Annotated in this window: 16 protein-coding genes; all 16 read right to left on the reverse strand. The window is 55.1% G+C overall.

From position 1 onward, the window contains the following. Positions 1–1102, reverse strand: a 1102-nt coding sequence (locus ABYP39_RS10115; protein WP_372782376.1) for an O-succinylhomoserine sulfhydrylase, incomplete at its 3' end; no start/stop codon positions are given. A 43-nt stretch (positions 1103–1145) separates the two neighbouring features. Next, positions 1146–2669, reverse strand: coding sequence for an amidophosphoribosyltransferase (gene purF, locus ABYP39_RS10120; RefSeq protein WP_372749820.1), 1524 nt, complete (start codon positions 2667–2669; stop codon positions 1146–1148). Between the two features lie 14 nt (positions 2670–2683). After that, positions 2684–3208, reverse strand: coding sequence for a CvpA family protein (locus ABYP39_RS10125; RefSeq protein WP_372749819.1), 525 nt, complete (start codon positions 3206–3208; stop codon positions 2684–2686). Between the two features lie 68 nt (positions 3209–3276). Then, a complete protein-coding gene (locus ABYP39_RS10130; protein WP_372749818.1) occupies positions 3277–3903 on the reverse strand; it encodes an SPOR domain-containing protein in 627 nt (208 codons plus the stop codon). Then, on the reverse strand, positions 3904–5184 hold the full coding sequence (locus tag ABYP39_RS10135; RefSeq protein ID WP_372782378.1) for a folylpolyglutamate synthase/dihydrofolate synthase family protein: 1281 nt from the start codon (positions 5182–5184) through the stop codon (positions 3904–3906). Beyond that, the gene (gene accD, locus ABYP39_RS10140) at positions 5181–6065 is read right to left on the reverse strand and encodes an acetyl-CoA carboxylase, carboxyltransferase subunit beta (RefSeq protein WP_372750252.1); all 885 of its coding nucleotides are present in this window, start codon (positions 6063–6065) and stop codon (positions 5181–5183) included. The genes ABYP39_RS10135 and accD overlap by 4 nt, the downstream gene beginning before the upstream one ends. Before the next feature lie 35 nt (positions 6066–6100). Then, positions 6101–6910, reverse strand: coding sequence for a tryptophan synthase subunit alpha (trpA, locus tag ABYP39_RS10145; protein WP_372782380.1), 810 nt, complete (start codon positions 6908–6910; stop codon positions 6101–6103). A gap of 26 nt (positions 6911–6936) precedes the next feature. Then, positions 6937–8154, reverse strand: a complete 1218-nt coding sequence (gene trpB / locus ABYP39_RS10150) for a tryptophan synthase subunit beta (RefSeq protein WP_372763777.1) — start codon at positions 8152–8154, stop codon at positions 6937–6939. Next, positions 8144–8764 (reverse strand): phosphoribosylanthranilate isomerase, encoded by a 621-nt coding sequence (locus ABYP39_RS10155; protein ID WP_372749492.1) that lies wholly within the window; start codon positions 8762–8764, stop codon positions 8144–8146. The genes trpB and ABYP39_RS10155 overlap by 11 nt, the downstream gene beginning before the upstream one ends. Positions 8765–8835: 71 nt before the next feature. Then, entirely contained in the window at positions 8836–9684 is an 849-nt protein-coding gene (gene truA, locus ABYP39_RS10160) for a tRNA pseudouridine(38-40) synthase TruA (protein WP_372782382.1), read from the reverse strand. Positions 9685–9746: 62 nt separating this feature from the next. Beyond that, positions 9747–12788: a FimV/HubP family polar landmark protein gene (locus tag ABYP39_RS10165; protein WP_372782384.1), complete on the reverse strand. Its 3042-nt coding sequence runs from the start codon at positions 12786–12788 to the stop codon at positions 9747–9749. 127 nt (positions 12789–12915) lie between these two features. Then, complete coding sequence (locus ABYP39_RS10170) at positions 12916–13869, reverse strand: Asd/ArgC dimerization domain-containing protein (RefSeq protein ID WP_372782386.1); 954 nt, start codon at positions 13867–13869, stop codon at positions 12916–12918. A gap of 5 nt (positions 13870–13874) precedes the next feature. After that, the gene (asd, locus tag ABYP39_RS10175) at positions 13875–14987 is read right to left on the reverse strand and encodes an aspartate-semialdehyde dehydrogenase (RefSeq protein ID WP_372747838.1); all 1113 of its coding nucleotides are present in this window, start codon (positions 14985–14987) and stop codon (positions 13875–13877) included. A gap of 55 nt (positions 14988–15042) precedes the next feature. After that, the gene (leuB, locus tag ABYP39_RS10180) at positions 15043–16128 is read right to left on the reverse strand and encodes a 3-isopropylmalate dehydrogenase (RefSeq protein WP_372782388.1); all 1086 of its coding nucleotides are present in this window, start codon (positions 16126–16128) and stop codon (positions 15043–15045) included. A gap of 118 nt (positions 16129–16246) precedes the next feature. Continuing rightward, positions 16247–16894 carry a 3-isopropylmalate dehydratase small subunit gene (gene leuD / locus ABYP39_RS10185; protein ID WP_372758333.1) on the reverse strand — a complete coding sequence of 216 codons (648 nt, stop codon included), beginning with the start codon at positions 16892–16894 and terminating at the stop codon, positions 16247–16249. Then, complete coding sequence (gene leuC, locus ABYP39_RS10190) at positions 16891–18327, reverse strand: 3-isopropylmalate dehydratase large subunit (RefSeq protein ID WP_372782390.1); 1437 nt, start codon at positions 18325–18327, stop codon at positions 16891–16893. The genes leuD and leuC overlap by 4 nt, the downstream gene beginning before the upstream one ends. Positions 18328–18490: the final 163 nt, after the last annotated feature.

Raw genomic sequence — 18490 nt, forward strand, 5'->3', positions numbered from 1 at the left:
GATCTTCCTGACTTAATCGACCGTGGGTCGTTGTCGCAGGGTGCACGATTGTCGTCTTCGCATCGCCCAGATTCGCGGTAATGGACATCAGCCGGGTCGCATCGATGAATTTCCAGGCACTCTCCTTACCGCCTTTCACTCTGAAGGATAACACACCACCAAAGGCGCGCTGCTGACGCGCCGCCAAGTCATGGCCCGGGTGGCTGCTTAAACCACTATAGAAGACTTTCTCAACCTTATCCTGCTCATCTAACCATTGCGCCAAGGCTAAGGCGTTAGCGGAATGGGCCTCCATTCTCAGACGCAGGGTCTCCAGCCCTTTAAGAAAAACCCAGGCATTGAAGGCACTCATAGTAGGCCCCGCAGAGCGGACAAACGCGAGGACTTCCGCCATTTGTTCGGCGCGCCCAACTACCGCCCCGCCGACACAACGCCCCTGCCCGTCCAGATACTTGGTGGCAGAATGAATCACGATATCAGCCCCTAACGCCAAGGGTTGTTGCAGCGCCGGCGTACAGAAACAGTTGTCCACTGCCAATAAACTATTGGCAGATTTGGCAATTTGAGCAATAGCGGCGATATCGGCGATTTCCGCCAGCGGGTTGGATGGCGTTTCCAGGAAAAACAGTTTTGTCTGTGGACGTATTGCGTGCTTCCACTCATCAAGCACCGTGGGCGCAACAAAGGTGGTCTCAACGCCGAACTTGGCCAGGTATTTGGTGAACAGTACCGTTGTGGTTCCAAACACCGAGCGGGAACACACAATATGGTCGCCACTTTTCAACAAAGCCAGGCAAGTAGTCAGTATGGCGGCCATGCCCGACGAGGTTGCCACGCCTTGCTCAGCCCCTTCCAGCGCGGCTATCCGCTCTTCGAAGGTGCGCACCGTCGGGTTGGTGTAGCGAGAATATACATTGCCCGGCTGGTCACCGGAGAATCGTGCCGCGGCTTCCGCGGCATTGGCAAAAACATAACTCGATGTGGCGAAGATGGGTTCGGCATGCTCACCTTCATGGGTTCGAACCTGTCCCGCCCGCACAGCGCGTGTGTCGAGGTCAGCCTGTGCCAGTACATCGCGTCGTTGCTGGTCAATATCGGTCAATTCCGGCTCCGCCTTCTGGGTCAATGCATTGGGTTCAAAAAGGTCACGACATATCGTTGTGCAGGCCAATCAATGCGCCATCGGTGGTCAGCATCTGCTCGCGCTTTTCTTTCATCGCATCACTGCGATCCTGCGCCAATCGGTCGAGGTATGCCTGATCTACATCCATGGTAGCGTATTCGCCGGTAAACACAGAACAGTCAAAGCCTTTGATCTTTTTATTGCCCTCGCCAGAACTCGCAATAAGGGCATCAAGATCCTGGTAAATCAGCCAATCTGCACCGATCAGCTCGGCCACTTCTTCTTCAGTTCGGCCGTGAGCGATCAGCTCATGCGCTGACGGCATGTCAATACCGTAGACATTGGGGTAACGCACGGGTGGCGCTGCCGACGCGAAGTAGACCTTGGCCGCGCCCGCATCACGGGCCATTTCTATAATTTGTTCACAGGTCGTGCCGCGGACAATGGAATCGTCAACCAGCAATACGTTTTTACCCTTGAACTCCAGGCCAATCGCATTGAGTTTCTGTTTGACCGATTTTTTGCGAACACTTTGTCCGGGCATGATGAACGTGCGACCGATATAACGGTTTTTCACCAAGCCCTCGCGAAATTTCACGCCTAGCCGCGCGGCCAATGACTGAGCAGCAATACGGCTTGAATCGGGTATCGGAATAACCACGTCGATATCGTGATCAGGTCGGAGCTTCAAAATTTTATCGGCCAGTCGCTCACCCTGCCGCAACCGCGCTTTATAGACCGAGACACCATCCATAATAGAATCCGGGCGAGCGAAATAAACATGCTCAAAGATACACGGGTTCAGCTCTGTCTCCTCGGCGCACTGACGCATTTCGATGTTGCCATCGAAGTCGATGTATATCGCTTCACCGGGAGCCAGGTCCCGTACGACCTTGTAGCCAAGTGCATCCAGCGCCACACTTTCTGAGGCGATCATATACTCCGGCCCGTTTTTACCTTCACGCTTGCCGTAAACGATGGGACGAATGCCGTGGGGGTCACGAAAGCCGACAATGCCATAACCGGCGAGCATCGCCACGGCAGCGTAACCACCGATACAACGCTGGTGCACGCCACTGACCGCATGGAAAATATCGTCGGCGGTGGGCACCAGTTTGCCCAGCTTCTGCAGCTCGTGGGCAAAGATATTCAGCAGTACTTCCGAGTCTGACTCAGTGTTCAAGTGACGCAAATCCGACTGGTAAAGTTCTGTTGACAGTACATCGGAGTTGGTTAGGTTGCCGTTGTGTGCCAGCGAAATACCATAGGGAGAATTAACATAAAAAGGTTGTGCCAATGCGGGGCTGGAACTGCCCGCCGTCGGATAGCGCACATGGCCGATTCCGACGTTGCCCTGCAACTGCTGCATGTGCGTTGCGCGAAATACATCGCGCACCAACCCGTTTGCTTTGCGCTGATTAAGCCTGCCGTTGTGGCAGGTGACGATCCCGGCCGCATCCTGCCCGCGATGCTGTAGAACTGTCAGGGCATCGTAGATATCCTGATTTACGGGAGACTTGGCGACGATGCCAACTATGCCACACATGGTGCTACCTCTTTCTAAGCCCGATGCTTCGCCACCAGCGACGAAATCCAGGCGCTTACATCATTGAAACTTTGTTCAGACCAATCCCGCAGCTGCAGAAAGTGCGGGATCAAACTCGAATCCTGCCACCAGTGGTCCTGGTCGATATCGGTCAATAGGGTCGGTGCGAGCACCAACAGGGCCACGACGATAATAACGCCTCTGGCCGCACCAAAAATCATTCCCAACAAACGGTCGGTGCCGCCGAGCCCTGTCTTTTTGACAAACTCACTGAGCAGATAGGTGGTAATGGAACCAATGACCAATGTGCCGGCAAACAGGCTGACATAGGCGACCAGCTCCCGGATATACACTTTGTCGATTGCATTTTCGAGCAGGCCCATCATCTGTGGATGAAAGGTCATTGTGACAACGAAGGCGACGGCCCAAAAGGCCAGCGACAGCGCCTCTTTAACAAAGCCACGTATAAGACTGATAATGGCTGACGCCGCCAAAATACTTACGATGGCCCAGTCTACCCACAAAAATTCAGTCAGCACTGCCTTCGCCCTAGTGAATTTGCGCGAATTCTATCAAGCTATGCCGCCTTCGCCCAACTTAATTCGCCTCAGGGCGCATATTCGTGCAACAGCGCCTTGAGCTTGAAAGCACTTTCAATCTCGGCCTTGTGTTTTTCCGCTTGTGATTTCTTCAGTTCCGGCCCGACAAATACCCGCTGCATACTGCTGCCAGAAGGGGTTTTAACAGGCTTCACATAGGCGTCATAACCCTTGTCAGACAAACGCTTTTTTAGGCTTTCGGCATTGGCTTCGCTGCTGAAACTGGCCACTTGGATAACCCACGCCTGAGGCATGTCGCCCGCGGCTTTATCCGCGCTTGGCTTTTGCTTTTCAGCAACCTTTGCCGGCGTGCTCACCGGGGCCTTTGGTGGCTCGGCAGGACGCGGAGTCGGCGAGGCTTGCACAGGTTCGGTTTTCGGAGGCTCAGTAGCGACTTTTTTGTTGGCGCTGGTCAACGCAGGCACGGGTGGCTCTGGCAAGGGCTCAGGGTCGGCCACTTCAGGCACCTGGCGTGGCCGCTGCGGCTCGATTGGCGGCGGCTGAGTCACCACCGGCGCAGAAGGAATTTGCGTCGCCTCATTGACCTTATAGGCTGCGGGACCGGTAAACAGGATTGACCACAAAACCACGCCGCCACTCAGCAAAATCAGAGCCCCTACGAGGCGTTGTTTCATTTAGATATCCTCTTCCAGTGAACGCCTGGATTTGCGACGTTCAATGATTTCCATCACAGCGGCCACCGTAAACACCGAGCCAAATACAACCAACCGGTGCCCAGGTTCAAGCAGTGACACAGCGCGCGCAAATGCCTGACGCATATTTTTACTGACACTGATCATAGAGATACCCTGAGCGTGTAGCAATGGCGCTAAGTCTCGCGCAGGTTTGGCACGCGCATTACCGACCAGATCACCGAGGAACCAGGCGTCTATGACCGGCTTCATCGGCGCAATGATATCGCTGATGACCTTATCACTCATTACCCCAAACAATGCGCAACAGCGCTCCACAGGTTCCAGGGTCTGCAAACGCGTAGCCAGCGCGCGGGCAGCCGCCGGGTTGTGTGAGACATCAAAAACGATATCAATGCCATCGAAGTCAATGCGCTGCTGGCGACCAGGCACTGATGAGGCCAGCGCCTGCCACTCCCGAACCACGACACCTTCCAGTAGAAGCGCCGCCTGAATAGCTGTGGCTATATTGGCAGGTAGCAGGGTGTAAGGCGCGCTGTAATCGACTTGTGTCCGGCTCCCCTGGGCGTTTACCCCTTCAAAGTGGAGCCCTTCCAGTGCCGTTATCTGAAATTCCCGCCCCAGGCAATAGATCGGGCAGTTCAACGCATCAGCCTGTCGAAGTACGCTAGCGGGCGGCTCCGGATCACCGCAAATGACTGGCACCCCGGCCCTAAAAATACCGGCTTTTTCGGCGCCTATGGTCTCGCGATCATTTCCAAGCCAAGCTTGGTGATCCAAATCGATGGACGTTATCACGCACAGATCAGGATCGATGATATTGACCGCATCCAGTCGCCCTCCCAACCCCACTTCCAACACCAGATAATCGAGCCGTGCACCGGCGAAACTTTGCAATGCTGCCAGCGTTCCAAACTCAAAATAGGTCAACGCAACATCCTGCCGGCATTTATCAACAGCTTCAAAGGCAGCAATCAGCGCCTCATCCGTGAGTTCTTCACCGTTGATTCTCACCCGCTCGTTATAGCGCAGCAGGTGGGGCGAGGTGTACGCGCCAACGCGTTGGCCGGCATCCAGCAAGAGGTTTTGCAATAGCTCGACGACCGACCCCTTGCCATTGGTACCGGCAACAGTAATCACCTGCGTCGTAGAAAAATCGAGATTCAGGCGCTCGTAGACCTGAGATACCCGCTCCAATCCCAGCGCCATCGGCGCCGGGTGGAGCGTCTCCAGCCGTTGCAGCCAGTGAGAAAGGGTGGTCATTCCTGAGAATAAAAGGTCATGTTACCGAGAAGGCGACCGAGTGTTTCGCGTATATCCTGCCGATGAACAATCATATCTATCGCGCCATGCTCGAGCAAAAACTCACTGCGCTGAAATCCGGGCGGCAGTTTCTGACGGATGGTCTGCTCGATGATATTTGGACCCGCAAAGCCCGCTCGCGCGCCAGGCTCGGCAATATTGATGTCGCCCAGCAGCGCCAGGCTCGCCGACACCCCCCCATAGATGGGGTCGGTCATGAAGGAAATATAAGGTATACCTTCTTGTTTCATACGCTCGAGCACTGCGCTGGTCTTCGCCATCTGCATCAGCGAGATCAGTGCCTCCTGCATGCGTGCGCCGCCCGAGGCTGAGAAACACACCAACGGCACACGCTCTTCCAGTGCCACATTGGCAGCTTGGGTAAACTTCTCACCGACGGCATAGCCCATCGAGCCACCGTGAAAATTGAACTCGAATGCCACGGCAACCAGCGGCAACTGTTTCAGGGACCCTTTGTAGGCAACCAGCGCGTCTTTCTCACCGGTGGATTTCTGGGCCGCAGTGAGCCGATCCTTGTACTTGCGTTTATCCTTGAACTTAAGCCGGTCAACCGGTTCTATATGGGCCAGAATTTCTTCTCGCCCGTCGTCGTCCAAAAAAATGTCCAGCCGCCGTCGCGCGCCGATGCGGTGGTGGTGGTCGCATTTGGGACAGACATCTAGGTTTGCTTCCAGCTCAGGGCGATAGAGTACCGCGTCACATTTGACGCATTTTTTCCACAAGCCCTCGGGTATGGCACTGCCCCGCCCGTTTTCGTCGCGGCGATCTATCGGATTTTCCCGCCGCACAATTGACGGAACAATTTTATCAACCCAACTCATGACGCTTCCTGTTACGTATCAAATCGCGTTGTATTCTAACCACTTAAAGCGTCAAGTGCATGACGGATATCGCGAATTAATGTTGTCGCCTCCAACACGTCACCCCCGTTCACAGCTGCTTCAGCAACGGCACTAACCAACGCACTGCCGACTACCACCCCATCACAGCAGGCTGCCACCTGCGTTGCCGTTTCCGCATTTTTGATACCAAAACCCACAGTAACGGGGAGATTGGTATGAGCCTGTATGCGGCCCATCAGCTGCTTAACCTGTGCAATATCAATATTGCCGGCACCAGTCACGCCTTTTAGTGATACGCAGTAGAGATAGCCGCCGGCAAGCCCAGCGACCTTCGCAATTCGCTCATCTGTAGTCGTTGGCGCCAACAGAAAGATATTGTCCAACTCATGTTTGGCCAGTGCCTGATTGAGATCATCCGCTTCTTCCGGCGGCATATCGACAATCAATACACCATCGACCCCTGCTTTGCCGGCACGCTCGGAAAACTGGTCATAGCCCATCCGCTCTACTGGATTGGCGTACCCCATCAACACAATCGGGGTTTCCTGATCCTGCGCGCGAAATTCCGCAACCAGCTCCAGTATTCGCGACAGACTCACCGCGTGCACCAGCGCACGCTCATGCGCCAACTGAATAACGGGGCCTTCCGCCATTGGGTCGGAAAAAGGCACTCCGATCTCAAGAATATCCGACCCTTGAGCAACCAGCTTGTGCATCAGCGGCAACGTGCGCTCCATATCCGGGTCGCCAGCGACAATATAAGGCACCAACGCTTTGCGGCCACTGGCACGCAGCGAATCAAATTTGGCAGTTAAACGACTCAAAGCTACTTCCTTTAGATTAACGGGCTTCAGGTTAACTCAATGCCGTCGATTTCAGCGACGGTATGTATGTCTTTATCCCCACGCCCGGACAGGTTGATCAACACGATTTGGTCTTGCGACAGGGACTTAGCCAGTTTCTTGCCATAGGCCAGTGCATGACTGGATTCCAGCGCCGGCATAATACCTTCAACCAGTGTCAGCTCACGAAATGCCGCCAGCGCTTCATCGTCGTTGATGCTGACGTAGTGCGCACGGCCAATATCCTTGAGCCAGGAATGTTCAGGCCCAACGCCCGGATAATCCAAGCCGGCAGATACCGAGTGAGTGTGAATAATCTGGCCATTATCATCCTGCATTAGATAGGTACGATTGCCGTGCAATACGCCCGGCGTGCCCGCGCTCAGCGGGGCTGCATGCTTGCCGGTTTCAACTCCGTGACCGCCAGCTTCAACGCCGTACATAGCAACATCCTCGTCATTGAGGAAGGGATGGAACAAGCCAATCGCATTGGAGCCACCGCCTACGCAAGCCACCAGCGCATCGGGCAACTTGCCCGTCTGCTCCTGGCACTGACGCCGTGCTTCGCGGCCAATAATCGATTGAAAATCACGTACGAGCTGTGGATACGGGTGCGGGCCCGCCACGGTACCAATAATATAGAAGGTGTCATCTACGTTGGTTACCCAATCCCGCATCGCCTCATTCATGGCATCTTTCAGCGTGCGCGAACCGGATTTAACCGGAATAACTTCAGCACCCAGCAGTTTCATACGGTAAACATTCAGCGCCTGACGATGAACGTCTTCTTCGCCCATAAACACATGACAGCTCATGCCCAAGCGCGCGGCTACTGTGGCCGACGCGACACCGTGTTGGCCGGCGCCAGTTTCCGCAATAATTCGCGTTTTGCCCATATGCTTGGCGAGCAAGGCCTGGCCAATGGTGTTGTTAACCTTGTGCGCGCCGGTATGGTTCAGATCTTCCCGCTTGAGATAAATCTGCGCACCGCCGGTTTCCCGCGACCAGCGCTCGGCATGGTAAAGCGGAGACGGTCTGCCGACATACTGTGCGAGATCCCGGTCAAACTCCGCCTGAAAGCTTGGATCGTTGCGCAAACTCTCATAAGCTTTTTCAAGCTCATCCAGGGCGCACATCAGTGTTTCAGATACAAACCTCCCGCCATAAGGGCCGAAATGGCCGCGCGTATCCGGAAACTTTGCGTAATCTATCGCCTTACTCACGATTTACTGCCTCTATAAATGCTTCAATTTTGTCTGCTGACTTTATGCCGGGGCTTTCTTCTACCCCACCGCTGACATCGACTGCTGCCGGCCTGATGGCCCGAATCGCTTCACTCACATTGCCAGCGTTTAAACCACCGGCCAGAATAATACTGCTGCGCAGTGCTGTTGGGATGCTTTGCCAATCAAACACCTCACCAGTGCCGCCAGCGACCCCAGGCTTGTAACTGTCGAGTAAAACACCCATCGCCGACGGGTACTGGTCCACCGTTGCCTGAAAGTCGACGCCGGGCTTGGCGCGCAGCGCCTTGATATAAGGCAGACCAAACTGCCGACAGAACGCTTCGCTTTCGTCGCCGTGAAACTGCAGTCTATCGAGGCCGACCTGTCGTATAACCTGCTCGACGTCCTCTGCCGACGGATTTACGAACAACCCCACCCGCGATATAAACGGACCGACGGCTCGTGCAATTTCGACTGCCTGATCAACACTAATATTGCGCGGGCTTGGCTTGTAGAACACCAGTCCAATGGCATCGGCTCCCAACGCGTAGGCAATTCTGGCATCGCTTACTCGGGTAATACCGCAAATTTTAACGCGAGTTCGAGGCACACAGATTCCTGAAATTGTTGAATGGGAGGGCGCCGATTCTAGCAGACTGGCGGTAGCTTTGCCTCCACCAATCAATCCAGTAGTGGCGCGATAAACCCGGGCCCCGGCACCGTTGCAGGCAGCGCGAACTCCGGTGGGTAGTCGACGTCTATCAGGTACAAGCCATTGGGCGGCGCAGTGGCTGCGGCCAATGTGCGGTCCCGGCTTTCCATTAGGCTCGCCACCCACTCGGGTTCTGACTCACCACGGCCAACCACCGCCAAGGTACCGGCAATATTTCTGACCATGTGGTGTAAGAACGCATTCGCCTTGATATCCAGTACGGTGAAATCGCCGGTTTGGGTCACCCGCGCGTGGCTAACAAAACGCATAGGACTACGCGACTGACACCCGGCCGCTCGAAACGCGCTAAAATCTCGCTCGCCCAGTAGATTCTGGGCCGCAAGGTGCATGGCTTTAGCGTCTAGCGGCGTTCTGATCCAGGTCACATTGCGACGCAACAGAGCCGGACGCGTTGCCTGAGTATAGAAAATATAGCGATAACGGCGCGCAGTCGCACTGAACCGTGCGTTGAACTCGGCGGGCACAGGGCTTACCCACTTAACCGCAATATCCCCAGGCAGGTTTGAATTCACCCCCATTACCCAAGCTGCTTCGGGCCGTGCCGATGGCGCGTCAAAATGGACGACCTGATGAGAGGCATGGACCCCGCTGTCAGTGCGGCCCGCGCATTGCACAACAACAGGTGCATCAGCCACCTTACTTAGCGCTTGCTCGAGACAGCCCTGAACAGTCGGCGCGTTTGGTGACGCCTGCCGCTGCCACCCGCTGTACTGCGTACCGTCATATTCCAGAGCAAGGGCAAGCCGGCTTCCCGGCGGAAAAACCCTAGAGCGGGAAAGGCGCTTGTCAATTGTCATGGAATACTAAAAAGAACAGTGGAGAGAATTGAAAAGGCGCCGCTAGCGGCGCCTTTGGGAGATCAGAGCCTGGACAGAAGTTCAGTCGCATCCTGTTTCTGCTCTTCATTACCTTCGCTGAGTACCTCTTCGAGCATCTCGCGCGCACCCTCGGCATCACCCATATCGATATAGGCTCTAGCGAGATCAAGCTTGGTCGCCACCTCATCGCTATTGCCGAGAAGGCCGAGATCGTCGCTCATATCGTCTTCTAGACTGTCGAGATCATCCAGCGCATCGTCTTCATCCAGCTTGATATCAACGAAACTGTCGTCAAGGGAATCACTTGGATCCGCCACGGGCGTTTCAGCACCGGGCTCGGACGCTGTTTCCGGCTCTGCCAACGACGGCTTGTCTGTTGCCGTCGTTTTAGACAGTTCATCTGTACTTTCCAGCGTCAGATCATCGTCCAGATCAAAGCTGAATTCGTCTTCTTTGGCCTGCTGGTCGGCACCCGCCAATGTCTCTGTTGGTTTGGCCGAATCCGTATCGAGAGAGAGCTCGTCGTCCAGATCAAAACTGAAATCATCGTCTTCTGCGGCCGAAGGCTCCGCACTGACTTCAGTCAGGCCGCTTGCTGGCACAGGCTCCTCAGCTACCGGGGGCTCACCCTGTGGCGACAGGATCAGCGTATCTTCTGATTCGCCCTCCAGGTCTGCACTTAGCTCTTCCAGAGAAAATTCATTATCCTTTTTGTCGGCATCGACATTACCCGCTGAACCGGTGTCCTCAGTCTCGTTGAGAGAGTCCAGAGAGAAATCGTCGTCGAGATCCAGGTCGAATGCCAGCTCATCGTCATCGAGCTCAGCATCTTCGGTCCGCGGCTGCGCAAGTGACACGTCGGCGGACTCGTTGGTGTCGGGCTGCGGCACTGCAGATTCAAGAGAGGCTTCCAACTCATCATCGAGATTGAAATCGTCAAGCTCAAGATCCAGCTCACTGTCATCAGTTGCAGCGCCCTGCTCGCCCGCCGCCGGCTGCGCGGGTTCGCGAATCAGGGTGTCACCAAAATCATCTTCGAGGTCAAAATCGAAGTCGTCTGAGTCTGCGCTTTCACCCGAAGCGCCAGTAGAGACGCCCCCTGACAATGAATCCACGGCGAGTGCATCGGATGCCGTGTCATTCTCTCGCAGCCAGTCACTTACCCCTTCAACAGCCGACATGTTTTCTTTGACTTCGGCCACTGCGTCCTGGTCGCCCAGCGCTTCCAACGCGTGGAATTCGCTGACAAAACTTTCTTTGTCGCGGGTTTCCAGATAAACACTCAACAGCTTGGTTCGCAGGTCGGTTCGACCCGGCTCCTTGCCAATCGCATTTTTCAACATTTGCGCGGCCTGCTCGTAGCGTCCGTACGCTACGTAGATTTCAGCCTCAGCCAATGCATCATCGGTTTCCGGTTCGACAGAAGACGGATCAAGCGAAATCGTTTCGGACAGATCATCATTGACGTCATCGCCGGCGCTACCCTTGATCTCCTCGTCGCTGATGAGGTCATCGAAATCGTCGAAGGTATCGTTGCCACTATCACCTTTCGGCTCTGCTGCGCGGTTGGGCTCGATGATTAACGTTGTGTGGCCGGCATCGTCATCGTCGTCTTCAGCCAGACTGTCATCATCACCAAAGGCGTCAAAGCCAGACTCGGAAAATCCAGCCGCTTCCGCTGCCTCATCGTCTCTGCTGGCGTCGAATGCCGCCTTGGTTTTGTTCTGTCCAACGCGGCGTAATAACAGGGCGATCAGCCCCAACAACAGCACACCCGGCACGCCGTATTTTACGGCGGGGTTATCCAGCAGACTCTCCTGCGCTATCGGTTCGGGCTGCAGATCGGGCTTCGCTTGTTGCTTGGCCTGCTGGTCAGGCTCGGGCTGAACTGCAGTGGCCTGAACGTCGTTATCAGCGCCCATTTGCTGTTGCAGAGTTGCCAGCTGGTCATCTTTCAGCTCAAGCAGGCGTTGCAGTGTGGCCAACTGCCGCTCTAAATCTTCGAGGCGCGAACCCAGCTCTTCGTTTTCGCGTCGAACCTTATCCAGATCTTCCTGATTTGCGGTCAATTCGTTGCGCAATTGCTCAGCGGCACCATTACTCCCTTCAGAGTCAGCGCTACCCGGCGTGGCAATGGAAAGGCGGGCTTCTGTTTTTGTTTCACCGGCCTTTGTTTCTTCGCTGCTCTTTGGCGTGGCATCCAGTTGCGGTGCTGCACCGTTATCGCCGTCAGAAGGCAGAGCTTCACCTCGCCAAATGGCGTTCTGACGACGAATTTCCTTTACCGCGTCGGCCTGCCCGAGACGTTGCGCCTCTTCGAGCGTAGGCAGGCGCAACACATAGCCGGACTTCAGGCGATTGATATTGTCGCCGATAAAAGCACGGGGATTCTTGCGCAGTAACGCCAACATGGTCTGCTGCACTGTGGCACCTTCGGGACGATAGCGCTCGGCGATATCCCACAACATGTCACTGTGCTGCACCCGATATTCGGTTGGGCGTTCGGCTTTTGGCAAGGCGGTGCGTTGGCCATCGGCGCGGGGCTTTGGACCGGTTGAGGCTTCACCCTCGGTACCGGACTCCTCAAGAATAACAACTTCTTCTCGTGTTGCTGGCGTCTGGGCTGCCGCCTGCGAGGCGCTGCCGCCCTGCGACGCGCTCACACTGGATGTGCGTGCGTTGCTTACTGCGGGCAGATCAAGCAACACGGTGTACTCGCGGAGCATGCGACCAGCGGGCCAGCGCGCTTCGACCAAAAAGTTCAGGTAGGGCTCAACGATCGGATCACTGGAAATAACCTTAACAACCCCGTTTCCGTTCTGATCAATCTCCACCACGAAGTTGAGCTTGGATAAAAGGTAATTGAAATCGACGCCGGCCTTTTCAAAATCTTCTACGGACGCAAGCTTTACCGTAATCTGCTCGCTGCTGAGATTGCCGGTATCCCGCAGTTTTATGCGAGCATCCAGGGGTTGGTTCAGCGCAGAGTTGAGGCGCATATCCCCCAGACTCAGGGCCTGACTGAGCGAAGTAGCTCCGAGGCCAACAACCAGCACAACGCCGGCCAGCGATCTATTAAACATAAGGACTTCCCGTAGTCAGCTTTATACCCGTCGTATTTGGTTATGGTTTCAGGGCATGTTCTTGTTGTGGAGGCCGGATTTGTCGCGAAAGCTAGAAAAACTCTCCACACCTTCACGTAAATATTAGCTATATGGAACTTTTTATCAAGATTTCCATCAATTTGATTGTGTTAACGACTGCACCCTTTCGGACATTATCTGCCAAAACCCACAGACTCACGGTACGATTCGCCGCGTCCTGCGCCGGCATGGGCAACAAGTGGATACGGTCGTCTTCCGCCAGTGAAACAGGCGAAAATTTCTTATTATTTTCAACAAGATGAATGCCAGACTTGCGCCATAACTCCAAGGCATGCGACAGCTGGAAATCCGCCTCAAGTGCAACCTTCAGTTGAATGGTCTGCCCGTAAAACAACGGCACCTGGAGCGATTCCACACTGGCGCGCTCAAATTGCGTACCCAGCAGGTCTTCGAGACTGCGGACGCAGTAATCGGCATTCTGGGGTATTCCCGGTATCAAATTGAAGGCCAGCTGCACACCATCACCCTCGATGCCCTGGCCGTTCATCAGTCGCGCCGTCTCTGCGGCTAACTGCCGGGTACCACTCTCCCCCAGCGACGACGCAGACTCACAAACCAGCGCCGACAGCGAGCTGATCCGGTTGCCCTCAAGCAAGCCACCCAGGACAGGTGCCAGCGCACTGACTACCGGTGACGGCAGCGTCCAAAAAACCGGGTAATCAACACGCTCGTCGCCCATCAACTCAGGCACCACGACGCGCCCATCGCTTGCGCCTTGGCCGACCACGTCGATCAGGTGACAGCCGGCACTGTTGGCCGCGTCAGCCACATCCGACAGCGCTTCCAAGAGCTCGAACACCACCAACAGATCGAATTCCGTATAGTCGGCGTCCGCCAGCGGCTGAACGCGAACCGTTTTGCCGTCATAGCGAAAGCTGGCATCCTCTGCGGGCTCGGTAGCAAAGGCCGCCAGCGCAGTCACTGATACGCCGGCAGTTTCAAGCTGCTCCAGAAACCCATCAGCGATGGGGCCTTCAGTTCCACAGATTGCCAGTCGCATCCGTCTTATCGCTCCTGAATAATACGCAGCATACGGCGCAGCGGTTCCGCAGCACCCCACAGTAATTGGTCGCCCACGGTGAAGGCAGAAAGGTATTGCGAACCCATATTCAGCTTGCGCACACGGCCAACGGGAATATGCAGTGATCCGGTAACGGCGGTTGGCGTAAGTTCCTTGAGCGTCACCTCGCGTTCGTTCGGTACCAATTTCACCCAGTCATTGGCACTGTCGATGATTGACTCGATGTCTTTAATGGCGACGTCTTTGTTGAGCTTGATAGTCATTGCCTGACTGTGGCAACGCATGGACCCGATACGCACGCAGGTACCATCAACCGGAATGGGCGCACCGCTGCGACCAAGAATCTTGTTGGTTTCCGCCTGGGCTTTCCACTCTTCCCGGCTCTGGCCGTTTTCCAGCTGAGTGTCAATCCACGGTAGCAGACTGCCTGCCAGGGGATGCCCGAAGTTGTCGGTGGGAAATTCACCGCTGCGCATGGTTTTGGCCACAGCGCTATCGATGTCCAAAATATTGGAGCGTGGATCAGCCAGAAGATCGCTTACCGAGCTGTTGATTGTACCCATTTGGGCGATCAGTTCGCGCATATTCTGGGCGCCTGCACCGCTGGCTGCCTGATAGGTTTGGGCACTAACCCATTCCACCAAGCCTTCGCGAAACAGACCACCGATGCCCATCAACATCAGGCTGACAGTGCAGTTACCGCCGATAAAATTTTTCACACCGCGATCCAGGGCGTCTTTAATGACATCACCATTCACCGGATCGAGAATAATGACGGCATCTTCGTTCATGCGCAGCGCGGATGCGGCGTCAATCCAATAGCCATCCCAACCGGCATCACGCAACTTCGGGAACACGGCCTTGGTGTAATCGCCCCCCTGACAGGAAATGATTACATCCATTTCTTTCAGGGAGTCTATGTTTTCGGCGTCCTGCAATACGCCAGCACCCTTGCCCACGTCGGGGGCATCGCCACCGGCATTGGAGGTGCTGTAAAATGTGGGGTCGATGTTGGCAAAATCGTTTTCATCACGCATACGGCCCATCAGTACTGAGCCGACCATGCCACGCCAACCTACTAATCCTGTTTTCAACATAATGGTATCCTTCGCTGTCAAATTATGACTGCAAAACGTTGTTGTTCAGGCGCGACTATTGCGCCCGCAGGGCCGCGACTACCGCGTCACCCATTCCGGCTGTACCTACCAGCTTGCAGCCTTCCGAGTAGATATCACCGGTTCTTATTCCCTGATCCAGTACGCTGCTGACTGCAGCGTCGATGTCATTCGCCGGCGCTTCAAGTCCGAGCGAATAACGCAGCATCATCGCCACTGACATGATAGTGGCCAGTGGATTTGCCTTGTCCTGCCCGGCAATATCCGGAGCCGAACCATGGCAGGGTTCATACATGCCGCGATTGTTGATATCGAGCGAGGCCGAGGGCAACATGCCAATGGAACCCGTGAGCATGGCGGCAGCGTCCGATAGAATGTCACCGAACATATTGCCGGTCACCACCACATCAAACTGTTTCGGCGCACGTACAAGCTGCATAGCGGCGTTGTCCACGTACATATGACTGAGTTCTACTTCCGGATAGTCGCAGGCCATAGACTCCACCACTTCACGCCAGAGCATAGTCACTTCCAGCACGTTCGCCTTGTCAACTGAGCACAGGCGCTTGCCTCGCTTCATCGCCGCCTCAAACGCAACTTTCGCGATACGGCGAATTTCAGATTCAGAGTAAACGTAGGTGTTGTAGCCCTGCCGCTCGCCATTTTCCAATTCGCGAATCCCACGCGGCTCGCCGAAATAGATGCCGCCGGTGAGCTCACGTACAATCAGTATGTCCAGGCCGGAAACCACTTCTGGTTTCAAACTGGAAGCACTCGCCAGTTGCGGATATAAAATCGCGGGGCGCAGGTTACCGAACAACTGCAGCTCGCTGCGCAAGCGCAGCAACCCACCCTTCTCCGGGCGATCAGCTGGTGGCAATTTGTCCCATTTGGGGCCACCCACCGCGCCAAGTAAAATCGCATCTGCAGACTTGGCCAGTTCGAAGGTATTGTCCGGCAACGCTTTGCCCGTGGCATCAATAGCAGCTCCGCCCAGCAAGGCGTGCTCGAGGTTTAGTGCGAGACTGTACTTGTCATTCAGAAAGTCCAGGACTTTCACAGCTTCAGCCATGATTTCCGTGCCGATACCATCGCCGGGCAATACCAAAATATTCTTAGTCACTTACACTCTCCAAATAACCGCGCACAGAAACAAATAGCCCCGTTGGACTGTCGGGGCTGGCGGCGGATTCTAGCAAAGCACACGCACAATTGCGCGTACCCTGCACTCCAATTGCTAATCAGGCTGAACGGGAAAACAGCCAGGGCGCTTCCTGACGTCGCTTTTCCTCATAGGCGCGAATCGCATCGGCTTGTTGGAGCGTAATACCGATATCATCAAGACCATTGAGCAGGCTATGTTTGCGACCACTCTCAACCTCAAAACTGATCACTTCACCCGAAGGGGTTGTGATGGTCTGTGCGGCAAGATCCACCTGAAGACTATAACCTTCAGTGGCATACATTTCCTGAAACAGGCGATCCACAATCGCCTCATCAAGCGCGATAGGCAAAAGCCCGTTCTTGAAACAGTTGTTAAAAAAGATATCGGCGTAGCTTGGGGCAATTATGCAGCGAAAACCATAGTCTTCCAGCGCCCAGGGCGCATGTTCTCGACTGGAGCCACAGCCAAAGTTTTCCCGGGCCAGCAACACAGAGGCACCCTGATAGCGCGGGAAGTTTAAGGGAAAGTCCTTGTTCATCGGTCGATTGCTGCAGTCCTGGCCCGGCTGACCTTCATCCAGATAGCGCAATTCATCAAACAGATTGGGACCAAAGCCGCTGCGCTTGATGGATTTGAGAAACTGCTTGGGTATGATCATGTCGGTATCGACATTGGCACGATCCATCGGCGCCACCAGACCGTTCAATTGGGTAAAGGGCTTCATGACTGCGCTCCTTCCAGAATTTCATTCACATCGACAAAGTGGCCTGCCACTGCGGCGGCTGCCGCCATCGCTGGGCTGACCAGATGGGTGCGACCGCCAAAGCCTTGCCGACCTTCAAAGTTACGGTTTGATGTTGAGGCGCAATGCTCACCAGCACCCAACTTGTCAGAGTTCATTGCCAGGCACATAGAGCAGCTCGGTTCGCGCCACTTCATGCCGGCATCGACAAAAATCTTGTCGAGACCTTCGGCCTCAGCCTGACGCTTGACCAGCCCGGACCCCGGAACAACCAGCGCTTCTTTAATGGTAGCGGCTATCTTGCGGCCCTTAACAACATCCGCAGCAGCGCGCAGGTCTTCAATACGCGAGTTGGTACAAGACCCAATAAACACCCGGTCCAGCTTGATATCGCGAATTTTCTGCCCTGCTTTCAGCCCCATGTACTCCAGCGCTCGTTCGCAGGCAGCCTGACGTACAGGCTCTTTGAAATCACCGGGAGCGGGCACATTGTCGTTGATGCTTGCGACCATTTCCGGCGAGGTTCCCCAGGTGACTTGGGGCTGAATGTCTGCCGCATTGAGCTCGACCACTTTGTCGAACGTCGCATCATCATCGCTGTGAAGGGTTTGCCAGTAAGCCACGGCTTTTTCCCAATCCGCGCCTTTAGGCGCATAGGGTCGACCCTCAACATACTTGATGGTGGTTTCGTCAACGGCAACCATACCAACGCGGGCACCGGCTTCTATCGCCATATTGCAGATGGTCATACGCCCTTCCATGGACAGACTGCGAATTGTGCTGCCGCCAAACTCAATGGCGCACCCATTGCCGCCAGCGGTACCAATCTTGCCAATTACCGCGAGCACGATATCCTTCGCGGTAACACCCGGCCGCAAGGCGCCTTCTACTTTCACCAACATGTTCTTCATCTTGCGTTGGCGCAGACACTGGGTCGCCAGCACGTGCTCTACTTCCGAGGTGCCAATACCGTGAGCAATGGCCCCGAGCGCGCCATGGGTGGCGGTGTGAGAATCTCCGCAGACCACCGTCATACCGGGCAGCGTAGCGCCCTGCTCCGGGCCAACAACATGGACGATACCCTGACGCTCATCATTGATCTTGAACTCTTCAATTCCGAATTCTTCGCAGTTGTCATCCAGCGTCACCACCTGCAACTTGGAAACGGGATCGACAATACCGTCGACACCATGTACCCGTTCTTCTACAGCCGACGGCACATTGTGGTCTGGCGTCGCCAGGTTTGCATCCAATCGCCAGGGCTTACGACCAGCCAGGCGCAGACCTTCAAAGGCCTGAGGCGAAGTCACTTCGTGTACGAGGTGCCTGTCGATATACAACAGCGCATCGCCATCGTCGGTAATGGCGACGAGGTGGTCGTCCCAGAGTTTGTCGTAAAGGGTTTTTCCGGCCATGGTCTGCTCCGCGTAACAGGCTAATGCCCAAAGGGCTAATTCATTAACGATGACCAGTCTACGCAGGGCGAAGAAATAAAACAAATTCATATTTTTCATATTTCTGATAACCTATTTTTATCCAATAGGAAATCACCGCCATGGACATTCACAGCCTCAAAGC

This window comes from Litorivivens sp., from assembly GCF_041625495.1.
In the GTDB taxonomy this organism is placed as follows: domain Bacteria; phylum Pseudomonadota; class Gammaproteobacteria; order Pseudomonadales; family Spongiibacteraceae; genus Litorivivens.